Here is a 17,572-nt window from a genome sequence, read left to right on the forward strand (position 1 = left end):
CGACGACTGCCCGGGTCATTCGGCGTGCTCAGCACCATTCCGTTCCCTTTCCAGCGGTGGAATGCTCGAAGTACGACCGGAACGGCCGTGTCACTCGAGTGCGCCGGAGGTTGTCGTGGGTTCTGCGGAAGAAGCGGTAGTGCGTCGATTCTACGAGGAGATGAACAACGATCGGAAGAACGAGATAGCGGAGGAGCTGTTCAGCAGCGACCACGAGATGCACGATCCCCAGGTCCCGGGTGGGCCGGGTCCCGCGGGAATGGCTGCGGCGATCTCGGTCTATCAGAACGGGGTGGACGGGCACTGGACCATCGAGGAGATGTTCTCGGCCGGCGACCGCGTCGTCGTGCGCTGGACGGGCACGGGAACGCACGTCGGTGAGGTGAACGGGATTCCGCCGACCGGAAACAAGATCCGAGTGGATGCGATCTCGATCCATCGGCTGGCCGACGGCAAGATCGCCGAGACCTGGCAGGTGTGGGACACACTCGGATTCCTTCAGCAGCTCGGCGCGATCCCTGCGAGCTGATCCCGGCACACCCTCGGGAGGGTGCGATGAAATACGTGATTACCTGGACGCTGCGTGACGGTGGGTCCGCCGCCGAGAACGAGGCAGCTGCGCGGCGGAGCCTGGAAGTGTTCGCGAGATGGACGCCGGCGGAAGGGACGACCTTCCATCATTTCCTCGGTCGTCTGGACGGAACCGGGGGATTCGCCTTCGTCGAGGCGGATGACCCGAACGACATCTTGGACGGTCCGACGAAATTCGGACCTTTCTTCGAGTTCCACGTCTACCCGGTCGCCGACATCGCCGTCACCACGCAGGCTGCGCAGCAGGCAGTCGAGTTCAGGGGGTCGATCAGCTGAGCGAGCTCAGTGCCGGGTGGTCGAATCCAGGAATTGGCGGAGGTCGCGGTCCCACTGCGCGTCGCGGGCGCGGTTCAGGGACGCGCGGCAGATGAGGAAGCCGGACAGCGCGATCATCATCACCGCGAACCAGGTGAACAGGCCGGCGATCACGCCGGCGACTCGTGCCGCGGACGGCGACATCGGTTCGGTGGTGAGGTTGCCGTCGGCGTTGACCCAGATGTCTTCCTTCGTCCCCGAAGGCGTGGCGGGGTCGACGGTGATGTCGGCGTGGCGGGTTTCGTTGCCCCATGTCCACTTGGCGGGGGCGGTGTCGACGCCCGACGGTGCGACGTCGGAGGTGACGGACACGCCGGTGGAGTCGGCGAGCGTGGTGGCCGAGACGGTGCGGTAGTCCGCGACCTGCTTCTCCGCCAGCGTCAGCTGACTGTCGATGGTCCGGGCACCCACGAGGATGGCCAGGGGGAGCATCGCGAACGCGAGCACCACGACCGCGAGGGTGAGCATGTTCTCGATCCGGTCCGAGCGTCGGAGTAGCGGGTTGTGCCGCTGACGGGCCGACCGCTTACGCAGCCCCCGTGCTTGAGAGTTGTTCCACATTCCGGATCCGGTCCTCTCGCCGACAATTCCCTACCGTCCAGGGTCGTACGCAAGGCAAACAAGATCAAGTTAATCCGGTGTGTCTTTGGGCACTGTGCCGTAATACACTCATCTGCTCCCCGCCATCTCACGATGCTCCTTGGGGCTCACTCCGCGCACGCGTTTGAACGCCGCACTCAGCGCAAATCCGCTCCCGTACCCCACCCGCTGGGCCACCGACGCGACCGTGGCGTCGGGTTCGCGGAGCAGATCCGCTGCCAGGGACAGCCGCCAGCCGGCGAGGAACGTCATGGGCGGTTCTCCGACGAGGTCCGTGAACCGTCGTGCGAGGGCTGCCCGCGACATGCCGGTTTCCGCGGCGAGCGACCCCACGGTCCACCGGCGGGAGGGGTTGTTCTGCAGGATGCGCATCGCCTTGCCCACCACCGGGTCGCTCTGCGCCCGCACCCACGACGGCGCCTCGGCCGCCGGCCGCGCGAACCAGGCGCGCAGCACCGCGATCAGCAGCAGGTCGAGCAGGCGGTCGAGCACCGCTTCCTGTCCGGGTTCGTCCCGCACCACTTCGTCGTGCATGAGGGTGACCAGCCGCGAGTCCCAGTCGGCGCGGCGTTGCACGACGAGTTCCGGGAGCGCGGTCAGCAGTCGCATGCTGATCTCGCCTGGGGTCTGGTACGTCCCGGTCAGCATGACCGTGCGGCCGTCCGCACTGTTTCCCCAGGTGCGCACGCCGAGGTCCATCGCCTCGGCGAGCGGTTCCCCGCGGAGGGTCGTGCAACTCTGGTCGGGGTTGATGATCACGTGCGGCGGGGTGTCCGGATGGTCGGCGACGACGTAGCGCTCGGGTCCGCGGACTATCGCGACGTCACCCTCGGTGAGCTGCACCGGGTCGCCGGTGTGCGGAAGGATCCACGCCTCGCCCCGACCCATCGCGACGAGGCTGAGCGGCGCGTGGTCGTCGATCTGCAGCGACCACGGCGGTTCCATGATCGAGCGGAGCACGAACGCGCCTGCGGCGCGGGGACCACTGATGAGACCGGCGAGAGGATCCACACATCCAGCGTAGACGCTCGCGTATGGATCAGCGCGTTTCAGCCATGGAAAGTCTCAGCGCCGGCGTCTTGACTGAAAGACATGACAACGACACCGCACACACTCGTCCTCACCGGCACCGGCAAGATCGGCAGCCGCGTCCTCGCCCAGCTCGCCGCCGCGGAAGTACCCGCGCGGGGCGGTTCCCGCTCCGGCCGTCCCCCGTTCGACTGGGAGAACAGGGACACGTGGCGTCCTGCGCTGGAAGGAATCACCTCGGTGTACATCGCCTACTACCCGGATCTCGCGGTGCCGGGAGCGGCGGAGGTCGTCGAGGAATTCGCGGGCCTGGCCGTCGCGAACGGCGCCCGGCGACTCGTCCTGCTCTCCGGTCGCGGCGAAACCGAGGCCGAGCGCAGCGAACTCGCGATCCGCAAGGCGGGAGCCGAGTGGACGATCCTCCGGTCCAGTTGGTTCAGCCAGAATTTCAGCGAGAGCTTCATGCTCGACTCACTGCTCGCGGGCGAGCTCGCACTGCCCGTCGACGGGCACGTGCTCGAACCCTTCGTCGACGCCGACGATCTCGCCGAGATCGCCGTCGCCGCACTGACCGGGGACGGTCACGCCGGCGAACTGTACGAACTGACCGGGCCACGATTGCTGTCGTTCGGTGACGCCGTCGCCGAGATCTCGGAGGCAACGGGTCGCGAAATCCGGTACACCCCAGTCACTTCCGAAGTGACTTCGACGGAACTCGCCGGGCAGGGGGTACCGTCCGATGCGATCGGCCTGCTCACCTACCTGTTCGACGAAGTGCTGGACGGGCGCAACGCATCACTCACCGACGGGGTGGAACGCGCACTGGGGCGCGCGCCCCGCGACTTCACCGACTACGTCCGTGCCGCAGCAGCGGCCGGTGTCTGGAGGGTCTGACCGATGGAGCGTTATCTGACGATCGTCACGGCGGTGGGCGCCGGCGTGGTGGGCGGCGTGATGTTCGCGTTCTCCACGTTCATCATGACCGGGCTCGGTCGCCTGGAACCGGCTCAGGGCATCGCGGCGATGCATGCGATCAACCGCGAGGCGCCGAACTTCTGGTTCATGACGGCGTTGTTCGGCACCGCACTGACGTCGATCGTGCTCGCGGTCGTCAGTGTGGTGCGGCACGACGGTTCGGCCGTCTACGCGGTGATCGCATGCGCGCTGTATCTCGTGGGGATCGTCTTGACCATCGTCTACCACGTGCCGCACAACAACGCGCTGGACGCGATCGACCCCACCGCTGCCGACTCGGCGGCGTACTGGCGCGACTACGTGTCGGGATGGACCGGGTGGAACCACGTGCGCACCGTCAGCGCCGTCGCGGCGTCTGCGGTGCTCACGTGGTCCGCGACCCGCGGTTGAGACGGGGGACTACGAGGGCGGCAGGATGTCGGTCTGCGCCGGGACCTCGTCCTGCTTCAGCAGACCGACCGGGCAGCTGACGCCGGTGGCGTGCACGGGGCAGTAACCGCCGGGGTTCTTCGCGAGGTACTGCTGGTGGTAGTCCTCGGCGTAGTAGAACTGGGTGAGCGGGGCGATTTCCGTGGTGATCGCCCCGTATCCGGCTTCGGCGAGCCTCTTCTCGAAGGCCTCACCGGTGGCCTCGGCGATCTCCACCTGCTGTTCGTCGATCGTGTAGATGGCCGAACGGTATTGCGTTCCCTGGTCGTTGCCCTGCCGCATGCCCTGCGTGGGGTCGTGGTTCTCCCAGAACTCCTTGAGGATCTCGGCGTACGAGATCACCTTGGGATCGAAGACCACGAGCACCACCTCGGTGTGCCCGGTGCGACCGGAGCACGTTTCCTCGTAGGTGGGATTGGGCGTGTAGCCGCCGGCGTATCCCACCGCGGTGGTGTAGACGCCGTCGAGTTGCCAGTACTCCTTCTCGGCGCCCCAGAAACATCCCATGCCCAGCACCGCGGTCTGCATGCCCTCGGGGAACGGGGGTTGCAGGGGGTGACCGTTGACGAAGTGCGTCGCCGGAACGGGAATCGGCTGACTACGTCCGGGGAGGGCATCCTCGGCGGTGACCATCACGGACTTAGCGGCTGCTCGACCCAGAAGCTCGTCGTACCAAGACATGATTCGATGCTACGCGCGGTGCCGGGGTGGCCTCCCGCGCGAGCGCCGACTGTGCGCGCATCCGCTCGACGCGAGCCGTGACCCACCCCGTCGCGGGGATCTCCACCCACCGGTACAGCGCCTCCGACACGAGTGCCGTCACCACGAGGAATGCGATCACCGCCCCGGTCTCGCCGAACGAGCCGACCGTGTGCTCGTACACGCGGTAGAGGATCAGGGTGTGGACGAGGTAGATCGCGTAGCTGCGCGTCGCGGTCCACCGCACGACGGCCCAGTGCGCCGCGGGACCGTCGTATCGGCCCACCAGCACGACGCACGCGGTGACGACGGCGAATGTCCAGAGGTAGTGGTCGCCGGCCCAGTACACGCGGAAGTCGGTGGCGAGGCGGATGACCTCGACCTGGGCCAGCCCGGCGACGACGATCCACCGGCAGTCCGCAAGTCGCGCCCAGCCGAGGTAGATGATCTGCCCGAGGAACACGGCAGGCAGCGTCGCGGCGATCTTGGACAGCATCGGGACCGTGTACGGCTGCGGCGCGTACAGGTTGTAGAGCAGGATCAGCGCGCAGACCGCGGCGCCGGCCATCGGCATCGCGATGGGCAGCGTGCGCAGCACGGGGCGCGCGGCCACGCAGGCGAGGTAGAAGCAGATCTGCACGGCGAGGGTCCAGGTGACCCCGAGAACCGCCACCTCGGGTTTGAGGAAGAAACCGCCGAGCACGAAACTCAGGGCCGCGTCGACATTCGACACCCCGTCCTGGCCGCTGAACATGCCGTTGATGCCGAGGCGGACGAGCACGATCGCGGCGAGAACGGCCACCCAGAATGCGGGCAGGATTCGTCCGAGCCGGTTGAACAGAAATTGCCCGGGCTCGTGACGAATGGCCGAACGGGTGATCAACACCCCGGTCAGCATCATGAAGACGGCGACCCCGAGAAAGGACAGATGCTGGTTGAGACCGCCCCGCTCGATGAAGATTTGATAGACGACGTCGATGAACCACCATCCGGTTCCGAGGTCGTCGATCAGATAGAACGAGATGTGCGAGTAGATCACGGCCAGAACTGCGAAGAAGCGGAGCAGATTCGCGCCCGTGAGCTCCACACGCGGCGCGGCCGCATGCGAATCTGCAACAGGTATCAGCGAAGGCATCGCGTCAGCTTAAGGTTCCGTTCACCGGTCGGACGAATTCTCACGACATCCAGTGTCACCTCGTCAGCATTTTTTCGGGTGCCCGAACTTTCCTGTGAGGGAATCGCTCGGTGACCCCAACTGTTGCGCAGGGTGTACCAATGAGATTGGGTATATACCCGAGAACGATTCGCCAAAGGCGGGTGTCAGACGCGTGCCCACGTGTCGTCGGCACCCGGAAACACAAGGGCTCACACGCCCATAGATGAAGGGACCCTCGTGTCTGTTTACACGCTGCCGGAACTCCCGTACGACTACGCAGCTCTCGAGCCGCACATCTCCGGCAAGATCATGGAACTGCATCACGACAAGCATCACGCCGCGTACGTGACCGGTGCCAACACGGCCCTCGACAAGCTGGCCGAGCTCCGCGAGTCGGACACCCTGCCCGCCGTGGTCAACCTGCACGAGAAGAACCTCGCCTTCCACTTGGGCGGCCACACCAACCACTCCGTCTTCTGGAACAACCTCTCGCCCGACGGTGGCGACAAGCCGACCGGTGAGCTCGCTGCCGCGATCGACGACCAGTTCGGCGGCTTCGACGCGTTCCGCAACCACTTCTCGGCCAACGCCAACGCCATCCAGGGCTCCGGCTGGTCCATCCTGGCCTGGGACTCCATCGGCCAGCGCCTGCTCATCGTCCAGCTGTACGACCAGCAGGGCAACATCCCGATCGGCCTCACGCCGCTGCTGCTCCTCGACATGTGGGAGCACGCCTTCTACCTCGACTACCAGAACGTCAAGGGCGACTACGTCAAGGCCTTCTGGAACATCGTGAACTGGGCGGACGTCGCCGCTCGTTTCGAGAAGGCACGCACGCAGACCGCGGGCCTGATCGTCTAGTTTCTTCTTCGCAGCCATGGGCGCACGGACCACTCTCGGGTGTGTCCGTGCGCCCGTGCTCGTTTCGGGTCCGGAATTCCTTCCGAGCAGGCCGAGCGTCCAATAGGCTTCGGAAGTGACCGAGTTCAGCAACCCCGCCCGGGACGACACCGTCGTCCACGCATTCCGCGACGACGCGCTCGGCGACCTCGACGCCACTGGCCTCGCGGCACGGATCGCCTCCGGAGAGGTGTCGATCCGCGAGGTGACGGAGGCGGCGATCGCGCGCGCCGAATCCGTCGGACCCGCCCTGAACGCCCTGGCGTTCGCCGACTTCGACCGTGCACTGACGGAGGCGGACCGCCCGCACGAGGGCGCCTTCGCGGGGGTGCCGACCGTCGTCAAGGACAACGTCGACGTCTCCGGCCTGCCCACGCAGCACGGCAGCGTCGCCTTCGCCGCGCAGCCCGCCCCGGTCGACAGCGACTTCGTCACGCAGTACCTGTCCACAGGTGTGCTCTCGCTGGGGAAGAGCCGGCTCCCCGAGTTCGGGTTCAGCGCGTCCACCGAGTTCATGGACGCCGAGGCCGTGCACAATCCGTGGAATCCCGCGTTTTCGCCGGGAGCGTCCTCGGGTGGTTCGGCCGCGCTCGTCGCTTCGGGTGTCGTGCCGATCGCGCACGCCAACGACGGTGGCGGATCCATCCGCATTCCCGCGGCCGCGTGTGGGCTCGTCGGCCTGAAACCGTCCCGCGGGCGGACGGTCCCCGACGCCATGGACAAGACGTTGCCGATCCGGATCATCGCGCAGGGCGCCGTCACCCGCTCGGTGCGGGACACCGCACAGTGGATGGCGGCCGCCGAACGCTACTACCGCAATCCGGCGCTGCCACCCATCCGATTGGTCGAGGGGCCGAGCAGCACCCGGCTGACGGTCGGGGTGGTGGTCGACTCGGTCACCGCCTCCCGCACGGACGACGAGACCCGCAAGTCGGTCCACGCGACCGCCGATCTGCTGGCCGACCTCGGGCACCACGTCGAGGAGTGCCCGATGCCGGTGAACTCCTCGTTCGTCGAGGACTTCTGCATCTACTGGGGATTCCTGTCGTTCGTCATCTCCAGCAACGGCAAGCGGATGCTCGGACCGGACTTCGACCGCGACGCCACCGACAACCTGACGCGCGGACTCGCCGCGATGTACCGCAGGAAGATCGCGAAGACTCCGCGGGTGCTCTACCGGTTGCGGCGCACGTACCGTGAGTACGCGCAGATCTTCCAGAAGTACGACGTGATCCTGTCGCCCACCCTGGCTCACACGACGCCGGAGCTCGGATACCTCTCGCCGACACAGAGTTTCGAGGAGCTCTTCGACAAGCTGATCGCCTATACGGCGTTCACGCCGCTCAACAACGCTTCGGGCGGACCGGCCATCTCGCTGCCGCTGCACGAGACGTCCCGCGGCCTGCCGCTGGCGTCGCATTTCTCCGCCGACCACGGCGACGAGCGGACGCTGCTCGAGTTGGCGTTCGAGCTCGAGCAGGCCACACCGTGGCGTCGTATCCAGGACGCCCGCTGACGGTCAGGCCCTGCGCCGCAGGCCCATCCACACGACGGCACCCGCCAGCAGCACGGTGGTGATCCCGAAGCCGACGGCGAGGTGCTCGGCGGTGAGGAGCGGTGACGGCGCGGACAGTGTGCGGGTCACCGCGACCGGTTCGGCGAGCACCGTCGCCAACTGGTTCTGCTGAGCCGCCGTACGCACCGGCATCGCCGCGACACCGTTGTTGAGGTCGGTGGACAGCTGCCCCGACAACGTCTTCAGTTTCGCGAACCCGTCGACGATCTGCGAGGTGGCGCCTTCGAGCATCTCCGGTGCCTGATCGGCGATCGGAACGATGCCGTCGTTCAGTTGCCGTGCCCCGCTGCTCAGCTGATTGCTGGCGTCGGTGAGCTGACCCATCGCGACGCGCACGAGTTCGCCCAAGTCCGTGTCGGGGCCGACTCCTCCGCCCACCAGTCCGGGCACCGAACCCAGCTGTGCGGAGAAGAGTTCGAGGTCGGCACTGACCTGTCGGAGCGACGGGACCACGTCCGATGCAACGGGTGTGGCGTCGAGAACGCGGATCGCCTCGTCGATTCTGGTGCGCATCCGGGTGGCGCTGTCGTTCGCTTCGCCCAGCGTCAGGCCCAGCGCGCTCAACCGGTCCGCGAGGTCGTCGGCCGTTCCCGACGTCTGGTCGACCACACCGGCCACCTGGTCGGCGGCGCCCAGCAGTTGCACCGAGCCGGAACGTGCCTTCTCGAGATACGGGAGGAGAGTGTCGGCGCCCTCCGTGAGCTGTTGCGCCGCATCGTCCGCCGCGGCCGTGCCGGCGGCGAGGAACCCGGCCGTCATGCCCGCCTGCTGGAACCGCGTCCGCGACGAGGACATGTCCGCCAGCAGATCCGTGATGCCGTCCGCGCCGATCTGGGAGGACACCACTCCGGAGAGTTCCTCTGACGCACCGGTGTCGGAACCCGCGACGTCGAGGTCGAGGGTCGCCTGCCGCGGCTTCGCGCCCCACACCGAGGACACCGCCTCGCTGAAGTCCTCGGGCACGGTCACCGTGGCGAACCAGTCGCCGCCCGCCGCTGCGTCCGCGTCGACCACCTGCCAGTCGAAGACCTCGTTCGCCTCGAGCTTCTCGATGAGGGTGTCGCTCGCACGCACCGGTTTTCCGTCCACGGTGGCGCCGGCGTCGGTGTTGACGATGGCCACGGTCCGGCTGTCTGCCGCGCTGTCACCGAGGAACACGTACCCGAGTCCCCCCGCGGACGCCAGGACCAGGCCTGCCATCGTGGCCGCGGCGACGCGCCGCGAAGTGAGGACCTTTCGCGTCGACTCGGTTCGGGCGTGATTCGCGGAATTCCGTGCGCGCTCAGAGGTCATTCCGGTGAGGATAGGTGGCTTTCGTAGCGGCAGATTGTGGCGATTCTGAGGATTCTCTGAGATGTTCGCCCGCGTGAAGACCCTTTAGCACTCGCCTGCTCTTGTGTGCCAGGCACTGTCGGGCGCATTCTTCAAGTACCCAACGAGGTGTGCAGAACGAATCATGTTCGAAGCGTGTCATCACACCGAGGAGGCAGAGATGAACAGGGACGGCTACATCGGCATCTCGCCCTTCCAGGCCGCGGGTACTTTGCGGGGATTCGTCATTTCCGGGCGCTGGCCCGACACCACCAAGGAATGGGCCCAGTTGCTCGCGCTCGCCGTGCGGGTGGCGTGCGTTCCGGGGCTGCTCCACACCACGACCGTCTTCGGTGCGCACGAGGACCTGCCGGAGGAGCCCGAACCCGAGACCGTCGGCCTCGTGGTGGCCGAGGGCACAGTTCTCGGGGAGTTCGCGCTCGCTCCCGGCCGCTTCGCGGATCATCAGCCGCCGGCGCTGATGATGCTGCACCCGCCGTCCGAGACGACCCCGTCGCTCCCGGAGTGCGCGGGCGCCGCGTCGGGCTGCGTCCTGCTCCCCGGACTCCCCCACCTGGGGCTGGAACACCGGGCGGCGTGGGTGGAGGCAGAAGCGGACGGGACGGTGACGTCCATGGTCAGCCGGGTCGGCATCGACCCGATCAGCGATCCCGACACGGCCGTTTTGGCCATGCTGCTCGCCTCGTGAGGGTACCCGAAGTTTCTGCGGTCGGTGCCCCAAACTTATTGCCGCCTTTGCCTTTTCAAATAAGTCACGCTAACGTTACGGACATCGAAGGGGAGTAGCCCCCAATCGCCTGTGTCGACATACTGGCTCGTTGCTTCACCGCACCGGACCCGGCCTGGCGAACCGCCGCCGGATCACTCGGCGCCGGTGGGCGAGACCTTCGGCCGGACAGACGTACCCGCGTCTGCCAGGCCGGAGGAATCCACCCCCCATCCTCCGACCGACACAGGAGGAGGATGCCCGTGCTGACCGCAGCACTACTGAGCTTCGGCGTGATCTTCGTCGCCGAACTGGGAGACAAATCCCAGCTGATGGCGATGACGTTCGCCCTGCGCTACCGCTGGTGGGTCGTGATAGCCGGCATCACCGTCGCGACCACCGTGGTCCACCTGGTGTCCGTCGCCGTCGGCCACTACCTCGGTGTCGCGCTCCCGACCGCGGCGATCAGCATCGTCGGCGGTGCGGCCTTCCTGATCTTCGGTGCGTGGACGCTGCGCGGCGACGACCTCAGCGAGGACGAGCAGCTCAAGGCAGGGCGGGCCACCCGCTCGGCGTTCCTGGCAGTCACGTCCGCCTTCTTCCTCGCCGAACTCGGCGACAAGACCATGCTCGCCACCATCACGCTCGCCACCGACCACGACACGATCGGCGTGTGGATCGGCTCGACCGTCGGCATGGTCGCGGCCGACGCCCTCGCCATCGTCGTCGGCGCCGTGCTGGGTAAGCATCTGCCCGAGAGTGTCATCCGCATCGGTGCGGCCGTTCTGTTCTTCGCGTTCGGCATCTGGTTGCTGCTCGAGGGCCTGCTCCCCGGCAACGTGGCCGGCCCGATCGCCGGCGCCGCCGTCGTCGTTCTGGCGCTGGCCGGTGCGGCCGGTCGCGCAGTGTGGTCGCGGCGCCGCCGCGGTGCCGCGGCTGAGCCCGAACAGATGCAGCACCAGGACTGAACCCGGTCGACAAAGACGCGCCCTCGGGCAATACTCGGAAGTCTTGGAGTACCTCGCAGTTCTCACGGACGAGAGGGCGTGTGTGAACCATCCCGTAGCGAGCGGCAAGCCTGCGATTCTCACCGTCGACGACGATCCCGGGGTCTCGCGCGCGGTCGCCCGCGATCTGCGGCGCCGATACGGTGAGAAGTACCGGATCATCCGCGCCGAATCCGGCGAGTCCGCACTCGACGCGATGAAGCAGATGAAGCTGCGCGGGGATCCCGTCGCGGCGATCCTCGCGGACTACCGGATGCCGTCGATGAGCGGGATCGAGTTCCTCGAGAAGGCCATGGACCTGTATCCGGTCGCGCGGCGCGTGCTGCTCACGGCCTACGCCGACACGGACGCGGCCATCGAGGCGATCAACGTCATCGACCTCGACCACTACCTGCTCAAACCGTGGGACCCGCCCGAGGAGAAGCTGTACCCGGTGGTCGACGCGCTGCTCGAGGCGTGGGCGTCGTCGGATCACCACCCCGCCGAGGAGACGAAGGTCGTGGGTCATCGCTGGGCGCCGCGGTCTTCGGAAGTGCGCGAGTTCCTGGCCCGCAACCAGCTGTCGTACCGCTGGTACATGTCGGACGAGCCGGAGGGCGGGCGGCTGCTCACCGCCGCAGGCGAGGACGGCCGGCGCCTGCCCGTGGTGATCTGCTCCGACGGCGAATGCCTGGTGGAGCCGTCGGACACCGAACTGGGACGGCATCTCGGACTCCGGACCGACCCGTCGGAGAACTTCTACGACCTCGTCGTCGTCGGCGGCGGACCGGCCGGTCTGGGCGCCGCCGTGTACGGGGCCTCGGAGGGTCTGCGCACCGCCCTGATCGAACGGACCGCGACCGGCGGGCAGGCGGGTCAGAGTTCCCGCATCGAGAACTACCTCGGTTTCCCCGACGGCGTGTCCGGCGCGCAGCTCGCCGAGCGGGCCCGCAGGCAGGCCACCCGATTCGGGGCCGAACTGATCACCACCCGCGACGTGGTGGCGCTCGAGGTCAACGGATCGGCGCGGACCGTCCGGTTCGCGGACGGGGACACCATCGACGCGCACACGGTGATCCTGGCGACCGGCGTCTCCTACCGGCGTCACCCCGCTCCCGGAGTCGACGACCTCACCGGTCGCGGCGTCTACTACGGATCCGCCGTCACCGAGGCCGCCCGCTGCACCGACCAGGACGTCTACATCGTCGGCGGGGCCAACTCCGCCGGACAGGCGGCGGTCTACCTGTCGCGGGGCGCCCGGTCCGTCACCATCGTCGTCCGGGCGCAGTCGCTCGAGGATTCGATGTCGTACTACCTCGTCCAGCAGATCGAACGGAACCCGCGCATCCGCGTCCGGCCCTGCACCGAGGTGATCGGCGTCGAGGGCGAGGGTCACCTCGAGAAGGTCCGGCTGCGCAACAACGCCACCGGCGACGAGGAGACCGTCGACGCCGGGTTCCTGTTCCTGTTCATCGGCGCCATCCCGCGGACCGAGTGGCTCGAAGGTGTCGTCGCGCGGGACGAGAACGGGTTCGTCGTGTCCGGACCCGACCTCGTCGTCGACGGGAAACCGCCGAGCGGCTGGCCCCTCGACCGTCTCCCCCATCACCTCGAGACGAGCGTCCCGGGGATCTTCGCGGCGGGTGACGTGCGCTCCGAATCGGCGAAGCGGGTGGCGTCGGCGGTCGGGGAAGGCGCCATGGCCGTGATGCTCGTCCACCGCTACATCGGCCAACCGTGACCAGGGGCAGACCATGAGCCAACTCCCGTGCAATCCCCCCGAGCTGAGGACGTTGTTCCTCTTCGAGAAGCTCACCGACCACCAGCTCGAGCAGCTGTGCGAGAAAGGGCACGTCGAACTGATCGAACCCGGCCCCGTGTTCGCGGAAGGTGAGGTTGCGACGTGCTTCTACGTGCTGATCGAAGGCGAGCTCGTGCTGAGCAAGCTGTCGGGCGGCGAGGAGATCGAGTTCAGCCGGACGTCCCAGCGCGGCGTGTACTCCGGGGCCTGGCAGTCGTATCTCGGTGACCGAGCACCCCAGACGTACACCGCGTCGATGCGCGTCACCGCCCCGTCGAGGTTCTTCGTCCTCGACGCCGACCGCTTCGGGCAGCTGATGCGCGAATGGTTCCCGATGGCCGTACACCTGCTGGAGGGGCTGTTCTTCGGCAGCCAGAACGCGAAGCAAGTCGTCGATCAGCGGGAACGCCTCCTCGCGCTGGGGTCGCTGTCGGCGGGGCTCACCCACGAGCTCAACAACCCGGCGGCCGCCGCGGTCCGGGCGACGGCGTCGCTGCGCGACCGGGTGTCGCACATGCGGCAGAAACTGAGCGTGATCGCCTCGGGCGTGTACGACCGGCAGGCGCTGGCCACGTTGATCCGTTTGCAGGAGGAGACAGCCGAACTGGTCGCGAAGGCGCCGACGCTGACCCCGCTCGAAGCGTCCGACCGCGAGGACGAACTCGGCGACTGGTTCGACGACCACGGCGTCTCCGGTGGCTGGGACCTGGCGCCCACGTTCGTGCAGGCGGGTCTCGACGTGCCGTGGCTCGAGCGGATCGTCGCCAGCGTCGACGACGAATCGATGGTCGAGAGCGCGATCCGCTGGCTCAACTACACCATCGAGACCGAACTGCTGATGAACGAGATCGCCGACTCGACCGCCCGGGTGTCCACCCTGGTGAACGCCGCGAAGCAGTACTCGCAGATGGACCGCGCCCCCTACCAGCGCGTCGATCTGCGGGAACTGCTCGACAGCTCGCTGGTGATGCTCGGCCGCAAGATCGGCGACTCCGTCACGGTGGTTAAAGAGTACGACCCGACGCTGCCGCAGATCCCGGCGTACGCCGCGGAACTCAACCAGGTGTGGACGAACCTCATCGACAACGCCGTCGCCGCCATGGACGGCCACGGCACCCTCACCGTCCGCACCCGCCGCGACGGCGACATGGCCCTCATCGAGATCGGCGACACCGGACCGGGTGTGCCCGAAGAGATCCGGTCGCGCATCTTCGAACCGTTCTTCACGACGAAACCCGTGGGTGAGGGAACCGGACTCGGCCTCGACATCTCGTGGCGGATCGTCGTGAAGAAGCATCGCGGCGACCTGCGTGTGGAGTCCGAACCGGGCGACACCCGGTTCCAGGTCCGCATCCCGATCGAACCCGAAGTCGCAGCAGCAGAAGGAGCCTCAGATGGGTGAGCTGGAGGGAATCGACCCGAGCGTGCCGCCGAGCGGAGAGGGGTGCGCCGAGTGCGACCGCGACGGCGGGTGGTGGGTGCACCTGCGCCGGTGCGCGCAGTGCGGCCACATCGGTTGCTGCGACACCTCCCCGGAGCAGCACGCCACCAAGCACGCCGCCGACACCGGGCACCCCGTCGTGCGGAGCTTCGAACCGGGCGAGATCTGGTTCTGGAACTACGCCACCGAGATTGCCTTCGAAGGACCCGACCTTGCCCCGCCGCAACATCATCCGATCGACCAGACCGTCCCCGGTCCCGCCCCTCGGGTTCCGGCGGACTGGCAGGCGCACATTCACTGACGCGAGTGGTCAGAGTTGCTCGAGGCGGTGTGCCGTCGCCGCATCCTGCTCGTCGTACCGGGCCAGCGCCGCTTCGAACGTCGCCTTCAGGTCCAGCGCGTAACGCTCGTGCGCCGCGAACGTCCCGACCGCCGAGTTCTCGACGGCGACGCCCTGGCCGCCGATCGCCGTCGCCCGGAACCGGGCCGCCAGGTCTGCCGCCGACCGCAGATGGGTTTCGCCGAGACCGAAGCTCCCGGGCGCGAGTTCGCGATGCGCTCGCTCTCGCAGGTCCTGCATGTCGGCAGCCAACACCTCGCACGCGGCGATGCACCGCACCAACGCGTCGCGATCCACTTCGAGCCGGTCCTCGCTCATCCGTCCCCCTACGGTCCTGCGCGTCCCCTGATCCGCGCGAGAAGACAAACTACCCGGTCCGCCGCCCACCACATTTCCCTCGCTGCTGCCGTCACACCGAGCGGGCGTTATGGTGCAGGTCACCAGGGTCGGCCAATGGAGGCCGCCGGGAAAGTAAGGATGCGAACTGTGGAAATTCAGGGAACCGCCGCACTGGTCACCGGAGCAGCCTCGGGCCTCGGCGCCGCCACCGCCAAGCGCCTCGCCGACGCCGGAGCCACCGTGTTCGGACTCGACCTGCAGCAGTCCATCGAGCGCGCCGGCGACAACGTCCCCGACGGCGTGACCCTCCTCGCCACCGACGTCACCAGCGGCGACGAGGTCCAGGCCGCTATCGAGAAGATCGTCGAATCGGGTCTGCCGCTGCGCATCGTCGTCAACTGTGCCGGCGTCGGCTGGGCCGGGCGCATCCTGTCGAAGAAGGGCCCCCACGACCTCGAACTGTTCCGCACCGTCATCACGGTCAACCTGCTCGGCACGTTCAACGTCATGCGCCTCGCCGCCGACGCCATCGCCAAGACCGACACCGTCGACGAGTCCGGGCAGCGCGGCGTCATCATCAACACCGCATCCGTCGCCGCGTTCGAGGGCCAGATCGGGCAGATCGCGTACTCCGCGTCCAAGGGTGGCGTGCACGGCATGACCGTCCCCGCCGCCCGCGACCTCGCGCAGTTCGGCATCCGCGTCAACACCATCGCCCCCGGCATCATCGACACCCCGATGCTCGCCGGCGTCACCGACGAATACCGCAAGGGCCTCGAAGCGGGCGTGCCGTTCCCCTCGCGCCTCGGTCAGCCCGCCGAGTATGCCCAGCTCGCCCAGATGATCGTCGAACACGACTACCTCAACGGTGAGACCATTCGTATGGACGGCGCTCTGCGCATGGCGCCGCGGTAGGCGGCTCCGCCACCCGTGCGTGGTTAACGAGTCTCTGGACTCTTCAACCGCGCACGGGGCGCGAAGCGCCCTTCGCTGGGAGGTGGGCATGGGGTTCTACTCGGACCGGATCGTTCCGCGGCTCGTCGACATCAGTTGCGGGATGAGGTTCACGGAGCCGACGCGGCGACGCGTCTGCGCCGGTCTGCACGGGCGTGTGGTGGAGATCGGATTCGGGTCGGGTCTCAACGTCCCGTTCTACCCGGCCGCCGTCGATTCGGTGAGCGCCGTCGAACCGGCCGACCTCGGCTGGAAGCTGGCGGGCAAGCGTCTGGCGGCGTCGACGACACCGGTCGAGCGGTCCGGTCTGGACGGCCAGTCACTCCCCTTCCCGGACAACAGTTTCGACACCGCACTGTCGACGTGGACGATGTGCACCATCCCGGATGTCGACGCCGCACTCCGGGAGGTCCGACGTGTCCTGAAACCTGGCGGCACACTGCATTTCGTCGAGCACGGTCTCGCCCCGGACGCCAACGTCCAGCGGTGGCAGCGCCGGCTCGAACCGATCCAGAAGGCCGTCGCCGGTGGATGCCACCTCACCCGCGACATTCCCACCCTGGTGACGAACGCCGGATTCGACGTCCGGGACCTCGACCGGTTCTACGAGACATCCGCGCCGAAGATCGTCGGCGCCTATTCTCTCGGAGTTGCGGCTTCGCCACCCGTGCGCGGTTGAGGAGTCCAGGGACTCGTCGACCGCTCACAGGCGGCGGCGCCGCCTGTCGTCGATGTAGAACAGCACGAGGGCTCCGCACAGGAGGGCGGCGGGGATCCAGGCGGCGGATCCGCCGAAGTAGCGGGTGGCGAACGCTCCGACGACGGCCCCACCGGCGAAGCTGGTGACGATGGCGGCGTACACCCGGGTGTGCTGACGCGATTCGGGGACCTTCTCGATGAATCCGGCGTACGCCGACTCGGTGAAGCGCATGAGGTTGCCGGTGGTGGCGACGGCGATGTACGACAGCGACCCGATGGTGCGGAACAGGCCGAACTGCATGGCGGCGACGAACGCGATGGGAACGGTGACCAGCGCGTTGGGGACGTTGGGGGGAACGAACGCGACGGCGACGAGGACGACGATCTGCGCGACCATGGCGATCCGGATGGGGTGGTCGAAGACGCTGTGGGCGAGTTCGCTCTTGAGCAGGTGCGCGAACGCGACACCGACGATGAACGCGAGGATCGGCCACAGGTGTGCCCGGGCGGCGTGGAAGTGCCGCTCCGACAGGTCGATGGCCATGAGGATGACGTTGCCGGTCTGGGCGTTCGCGAAGACGCCGCCGCGGCTGATGTAGGTGTAGGCGTCGAGGAAGCCGCCCGCGGCGGTGAGGAGCAGAGCGAACCGCAGCGTCGTGGATGTCTTCGGCACCTCCACCTGACCACCCCTACCGAATCGGGCC

General features: G+C 67.6%; 20 protein-coding genes. 13 read left to right on the forward strand and 7 right to left on the reverse strand.

Features of this window, described 5'->3' with window-relative positions; translation table 11 throughout:
- The first annotated feature begins 139 nt into the window (after positions 1-139).
- Positions 140-529, forward strand: coding sequence for an ester cyclase (locus JVH1_RS16370; protein WP_016884402.1), 390 nt, complete (start codon positions 140-142; stop codon positions 527-529).
- Positions 530-555: 26 nt separating this feature from the next.
- On the forward strand, positions 556-867 hold the full coding sequence (locus tag JVH1_RS16375; RefSeq protein WP_009477091.1) for a DUF3303 domain-containing protein: 312 nt from the start codon (positions 556-558) through the stop codon (positions 865-867).
- Between the two features lie 6 nt (positions 868-873).
- Here the strand turns inward: JVH1_RS16375 and JVH1_RS16380 are convergent, their stop codons facing one another.
- Positions 874-1,467, reverse strand: coding sequence for a hypothetical protein (locus JVH1_RS16380; protein WP_009477090.1), 594 nt, complete (start codon positions 1,465-1,467; stop codon positions 874-876).
- A 108-nt stretch (positions 1,468-1,575) separates the two neighbouring features.
- Positions 1,576-2,517, reverse strand: coding sequence for an AraC family transcriptional regulator (locus JVH1_RS16385; RefSeq protein ID WP_009477089.1), 942 nt, complete (start codon positions 2,515-2,517; stop codon positions 1,576-1,578).
- 81 nt (positions 2,518-2,598) lie between these two features.
- Here JVH1_RS16385 and JVH1_RS16390 point away from each other — a divergent pair, with 81 nt between their 5' ends.
- Together JVH1_RS16390 and JVH1_RS16395 are read left to right on the forward strand one after the other, a co-directional pair.
- Positions 2,599-3,429: an NmrA family transcriptional regulator gene (locus tag JVH1_RS16390; RefSeq protein ID WP_009477088.1), complete on the forward strand. Its 831-nt coding sequence runs from the start codon at positions 2,599-2,601 to the stop codon at positions 3,427-3,429.
- Between the two features lie 3 nt (positions 3,430-3,432).
- Positions 3,433-3,900 carry a DUF1772 domain-containing protein gene (locus JVH1_RS16395; RefSeq protein WP_009477087.1) on the forward strand — a complete coding sequence of 156 codons (468 nt, stop codon included), beginning with the start codon at positions 3,433-3,435 and terminating at the stop codon, positions 3,898-3,900.
- A 9-nt stretch (positions 3,901-3,909) separates the two neighbouring features.
- On the opposite strand, the gene msrA is transcribed toward JVH1_RS16395, so the two are convergent.
- Both msrA and JVH1_RS16405 read right to left on the reverse strand, forming a co-directional pair.
- Entirely contained in the window at positions 3,910-4,620 is a 711-nt protein-coding gene (msrA, locus tag JVH1_RS16400) for a peptide-methionine (S)-S-oxide reductase MsrA (RefSeq protein WP_043780509.1), read from the reverse strand.
- Positions 4,580-5,773 carry an acyltransferase gene (locus JVH1_RS16405; RefSeq protein ID WP_009477085.1) on the reverse strand — a complete coding sequence of 398 codons (1,194 nt, stop codon included), beginning with the start codon at positions 5,771-5,773 and terminating at the stop codon, positions 4,580-4,582. Before JVH1_RS16405 ends, msrA begins: the two co-directional genes overlap by 41 nt.
- Before the next feature lie 258 nt (positions 5,774-6,031).
- Here JVH1_RS16405 and JVH1_RS16410 point away from each other — a divergent pair, with 258 nt between their 5' ends.
- Positions 6,032-6,655 (forward strand): superoxide dismutase, encoded by a 624-nt coding sequence (locus JVH1_RS16410; protein ID WP_005248891.1) that lies wholly within the window; start codon positions 6,032-6,034, stop codon positions 6,653-6,655.
- A 115-nt stretch (positions 6,656-6,770) separates the two neighbouring features.
- The gene (locus JVH1_RS16415; RefSeq protein WP_009477083.1) at positions 6,771-8,210 is read left to right on the forward strand and encodes an amidase; all 1,440 of its coding nucleotides are present in this window, start codon (positions 6,771-6,773) and stop codon (positions 8,208-8,210) included.
- A gap of 3 nt (positions 8,211-8,213) precedes the next feature.
- Here JVH1_RS16415 and JVH1_RS16420 read toward each other — a convergent pair whose 3' ends face one another.
- Positions 8,214-9,563 carry a membrane protein gene (locus JVH1_RS16420; protein ID WP_009477082.1) on the reverse strand — a complete coding sequence of 450 codons (1,350 nt, stop codon included), beginning with the start codon at positions 9,561-9,563 and terminating at the stop codon, positions 8,214-8,216.
- Between the two features lie 199 nt (positions 9,564-9,762).
- On the opposite strand from JVH1_RS16420, the gene JVH1_RS16425 reads away from it, so the two are divergent.
- The 5 genes from JVH1_RS16425 to JVH1_RS16445 all read left to right on the forward strand — a co-directional run bounded on the left by JVH1_RS16425 (position 9,763) and on the right by JVH1_RS16445 (position 14,837).
- Positions 9,763-10,290 (forward strand): hypothetical protein, encoded by a 528-nt coding sequence (locus JVH1_RS16425; RefSeq protein WP_005248897.1) that lies wholly within the window; start codon positions 9,763-9,765, stop codon positions 10,288-10,290.
- Between the two features lie 275 nt (positions 10,291-10,565).
- Positions 10,566-11,276, forward strand: a complete 711-nt coding sequence (locus tag JVH1_RS16430) for a TMEM165/GDT1 family protein (RefSeq protein ID WP_016884395.1) — start codon at positions 10,566-10,568, stop codon at positions 11,274-11,276.
- A gap of 82 nt (positions 11,277-11,358) precedes the next feature.
- Positions 11,359-13,035, forward strand: coding sequence for an FAD-dependent oxidoreductase (locus JVH1_RS16435; protein ID WP_009477080.1), 1,677 nt, complete (start codon positions 11,359-11,361; stop codon positions 13,033-13,035).
- A gap of 13 nt (positions 13,036-13,048) precedes the next feature.
- A complete protein-coding gene (locus JVH1_RS16440) occupies positions 13,049-14,497 on the forward strand; it encodes an ATP-binding protein (protein ID WP_011596526.1) in 1,449 nt (482 codons plus the stop codon).
- Positions 14,490-14,837 carry a UBP-type zinc finger domain-containing protein gene (locus tag JVH1_RS16445; protein WP_009477078.1) on the forward strand — a complete coding sequence of 116 codons (348 nt, stop codon included), beginning with the start codon at positions 14,490-14,492 and terminating at the stop codon, positions 14,835-14,837. The genes JVH1_RS16440 and JVH1_RS16445 overlap by 8 nt, the downstream gene beginning before the upstream one ends.
- Positions 14,838-14,846: 9 nt before the next feature.
- Here the strand turns inward: JVH1_RS16445 and JVH1_RS16450 are convergent, their stop codons facing one another.
- Complete coding sequence (locus tag JVH1_RS16450; protein WP_043780504.1) at positions 14,847-15,194, reverse strand: hypothetical protein; 348 nt, start codon at positions 15,192-15,194, stop codon at positions 14,847-14,849.
- 168 nt (positions 15,195-15,362) lie between these two features.
- Between JVH1_RS16450 and JVH1_RS16455 the strand changes: the two genes are divergently transcribed.
- On the forward strand, positions 15,363-16,130 hold the full coding sequence (locus tag JVH1_RS16455) for an SDR family NAD(P)-dependent oxidoreductase (protein WP_005562584.1): 768 nt from the start codon (positions 15,363-15,365) through the stop codon (positions 16,128-16,130).
- An 88-nt stretch (positions 16,131-16,218) separates the two neighbouring features.
- A complete protein-coding gene (locus JVH1_RS16460) occupies positions 16,219-16,848 on the forward strand; it encodes a class I SAM-dependent methyltransferase (protein ID WP_009760491.1) in 630 nt (209 codons plus the stop codon).
- A gap of 24 nt (positions 16,849-16,872) precedes the next feature.
- Here JVH1_RS16460 and JVH1_RS16465 read toward each other — a convergent pair whose 3' ends face one another.
- Entirely contained in the window at positions 16,873-17,547 is a 675-nt protein-coding gene (locus JVH1_RS16465; RefSeq protein ID WP_009760490.1) for a YoaK family protein, read from the reverse strand.
- Between the last annotated feature and the right edge of the window lie 25 nt (positions 17,548-17,572).

It is taken from the genome of Rhodococcus sp. JVH1, from assembly GCF_000280725.2.
Taxonomy (GTDB): domain Bacteria; phylum Actinomycetota; class Actinomycetes; order Mycobacteriales; family Mycobacteriaceae; genus Rhodococcus_F; species Rhodococcus_F jostii_A.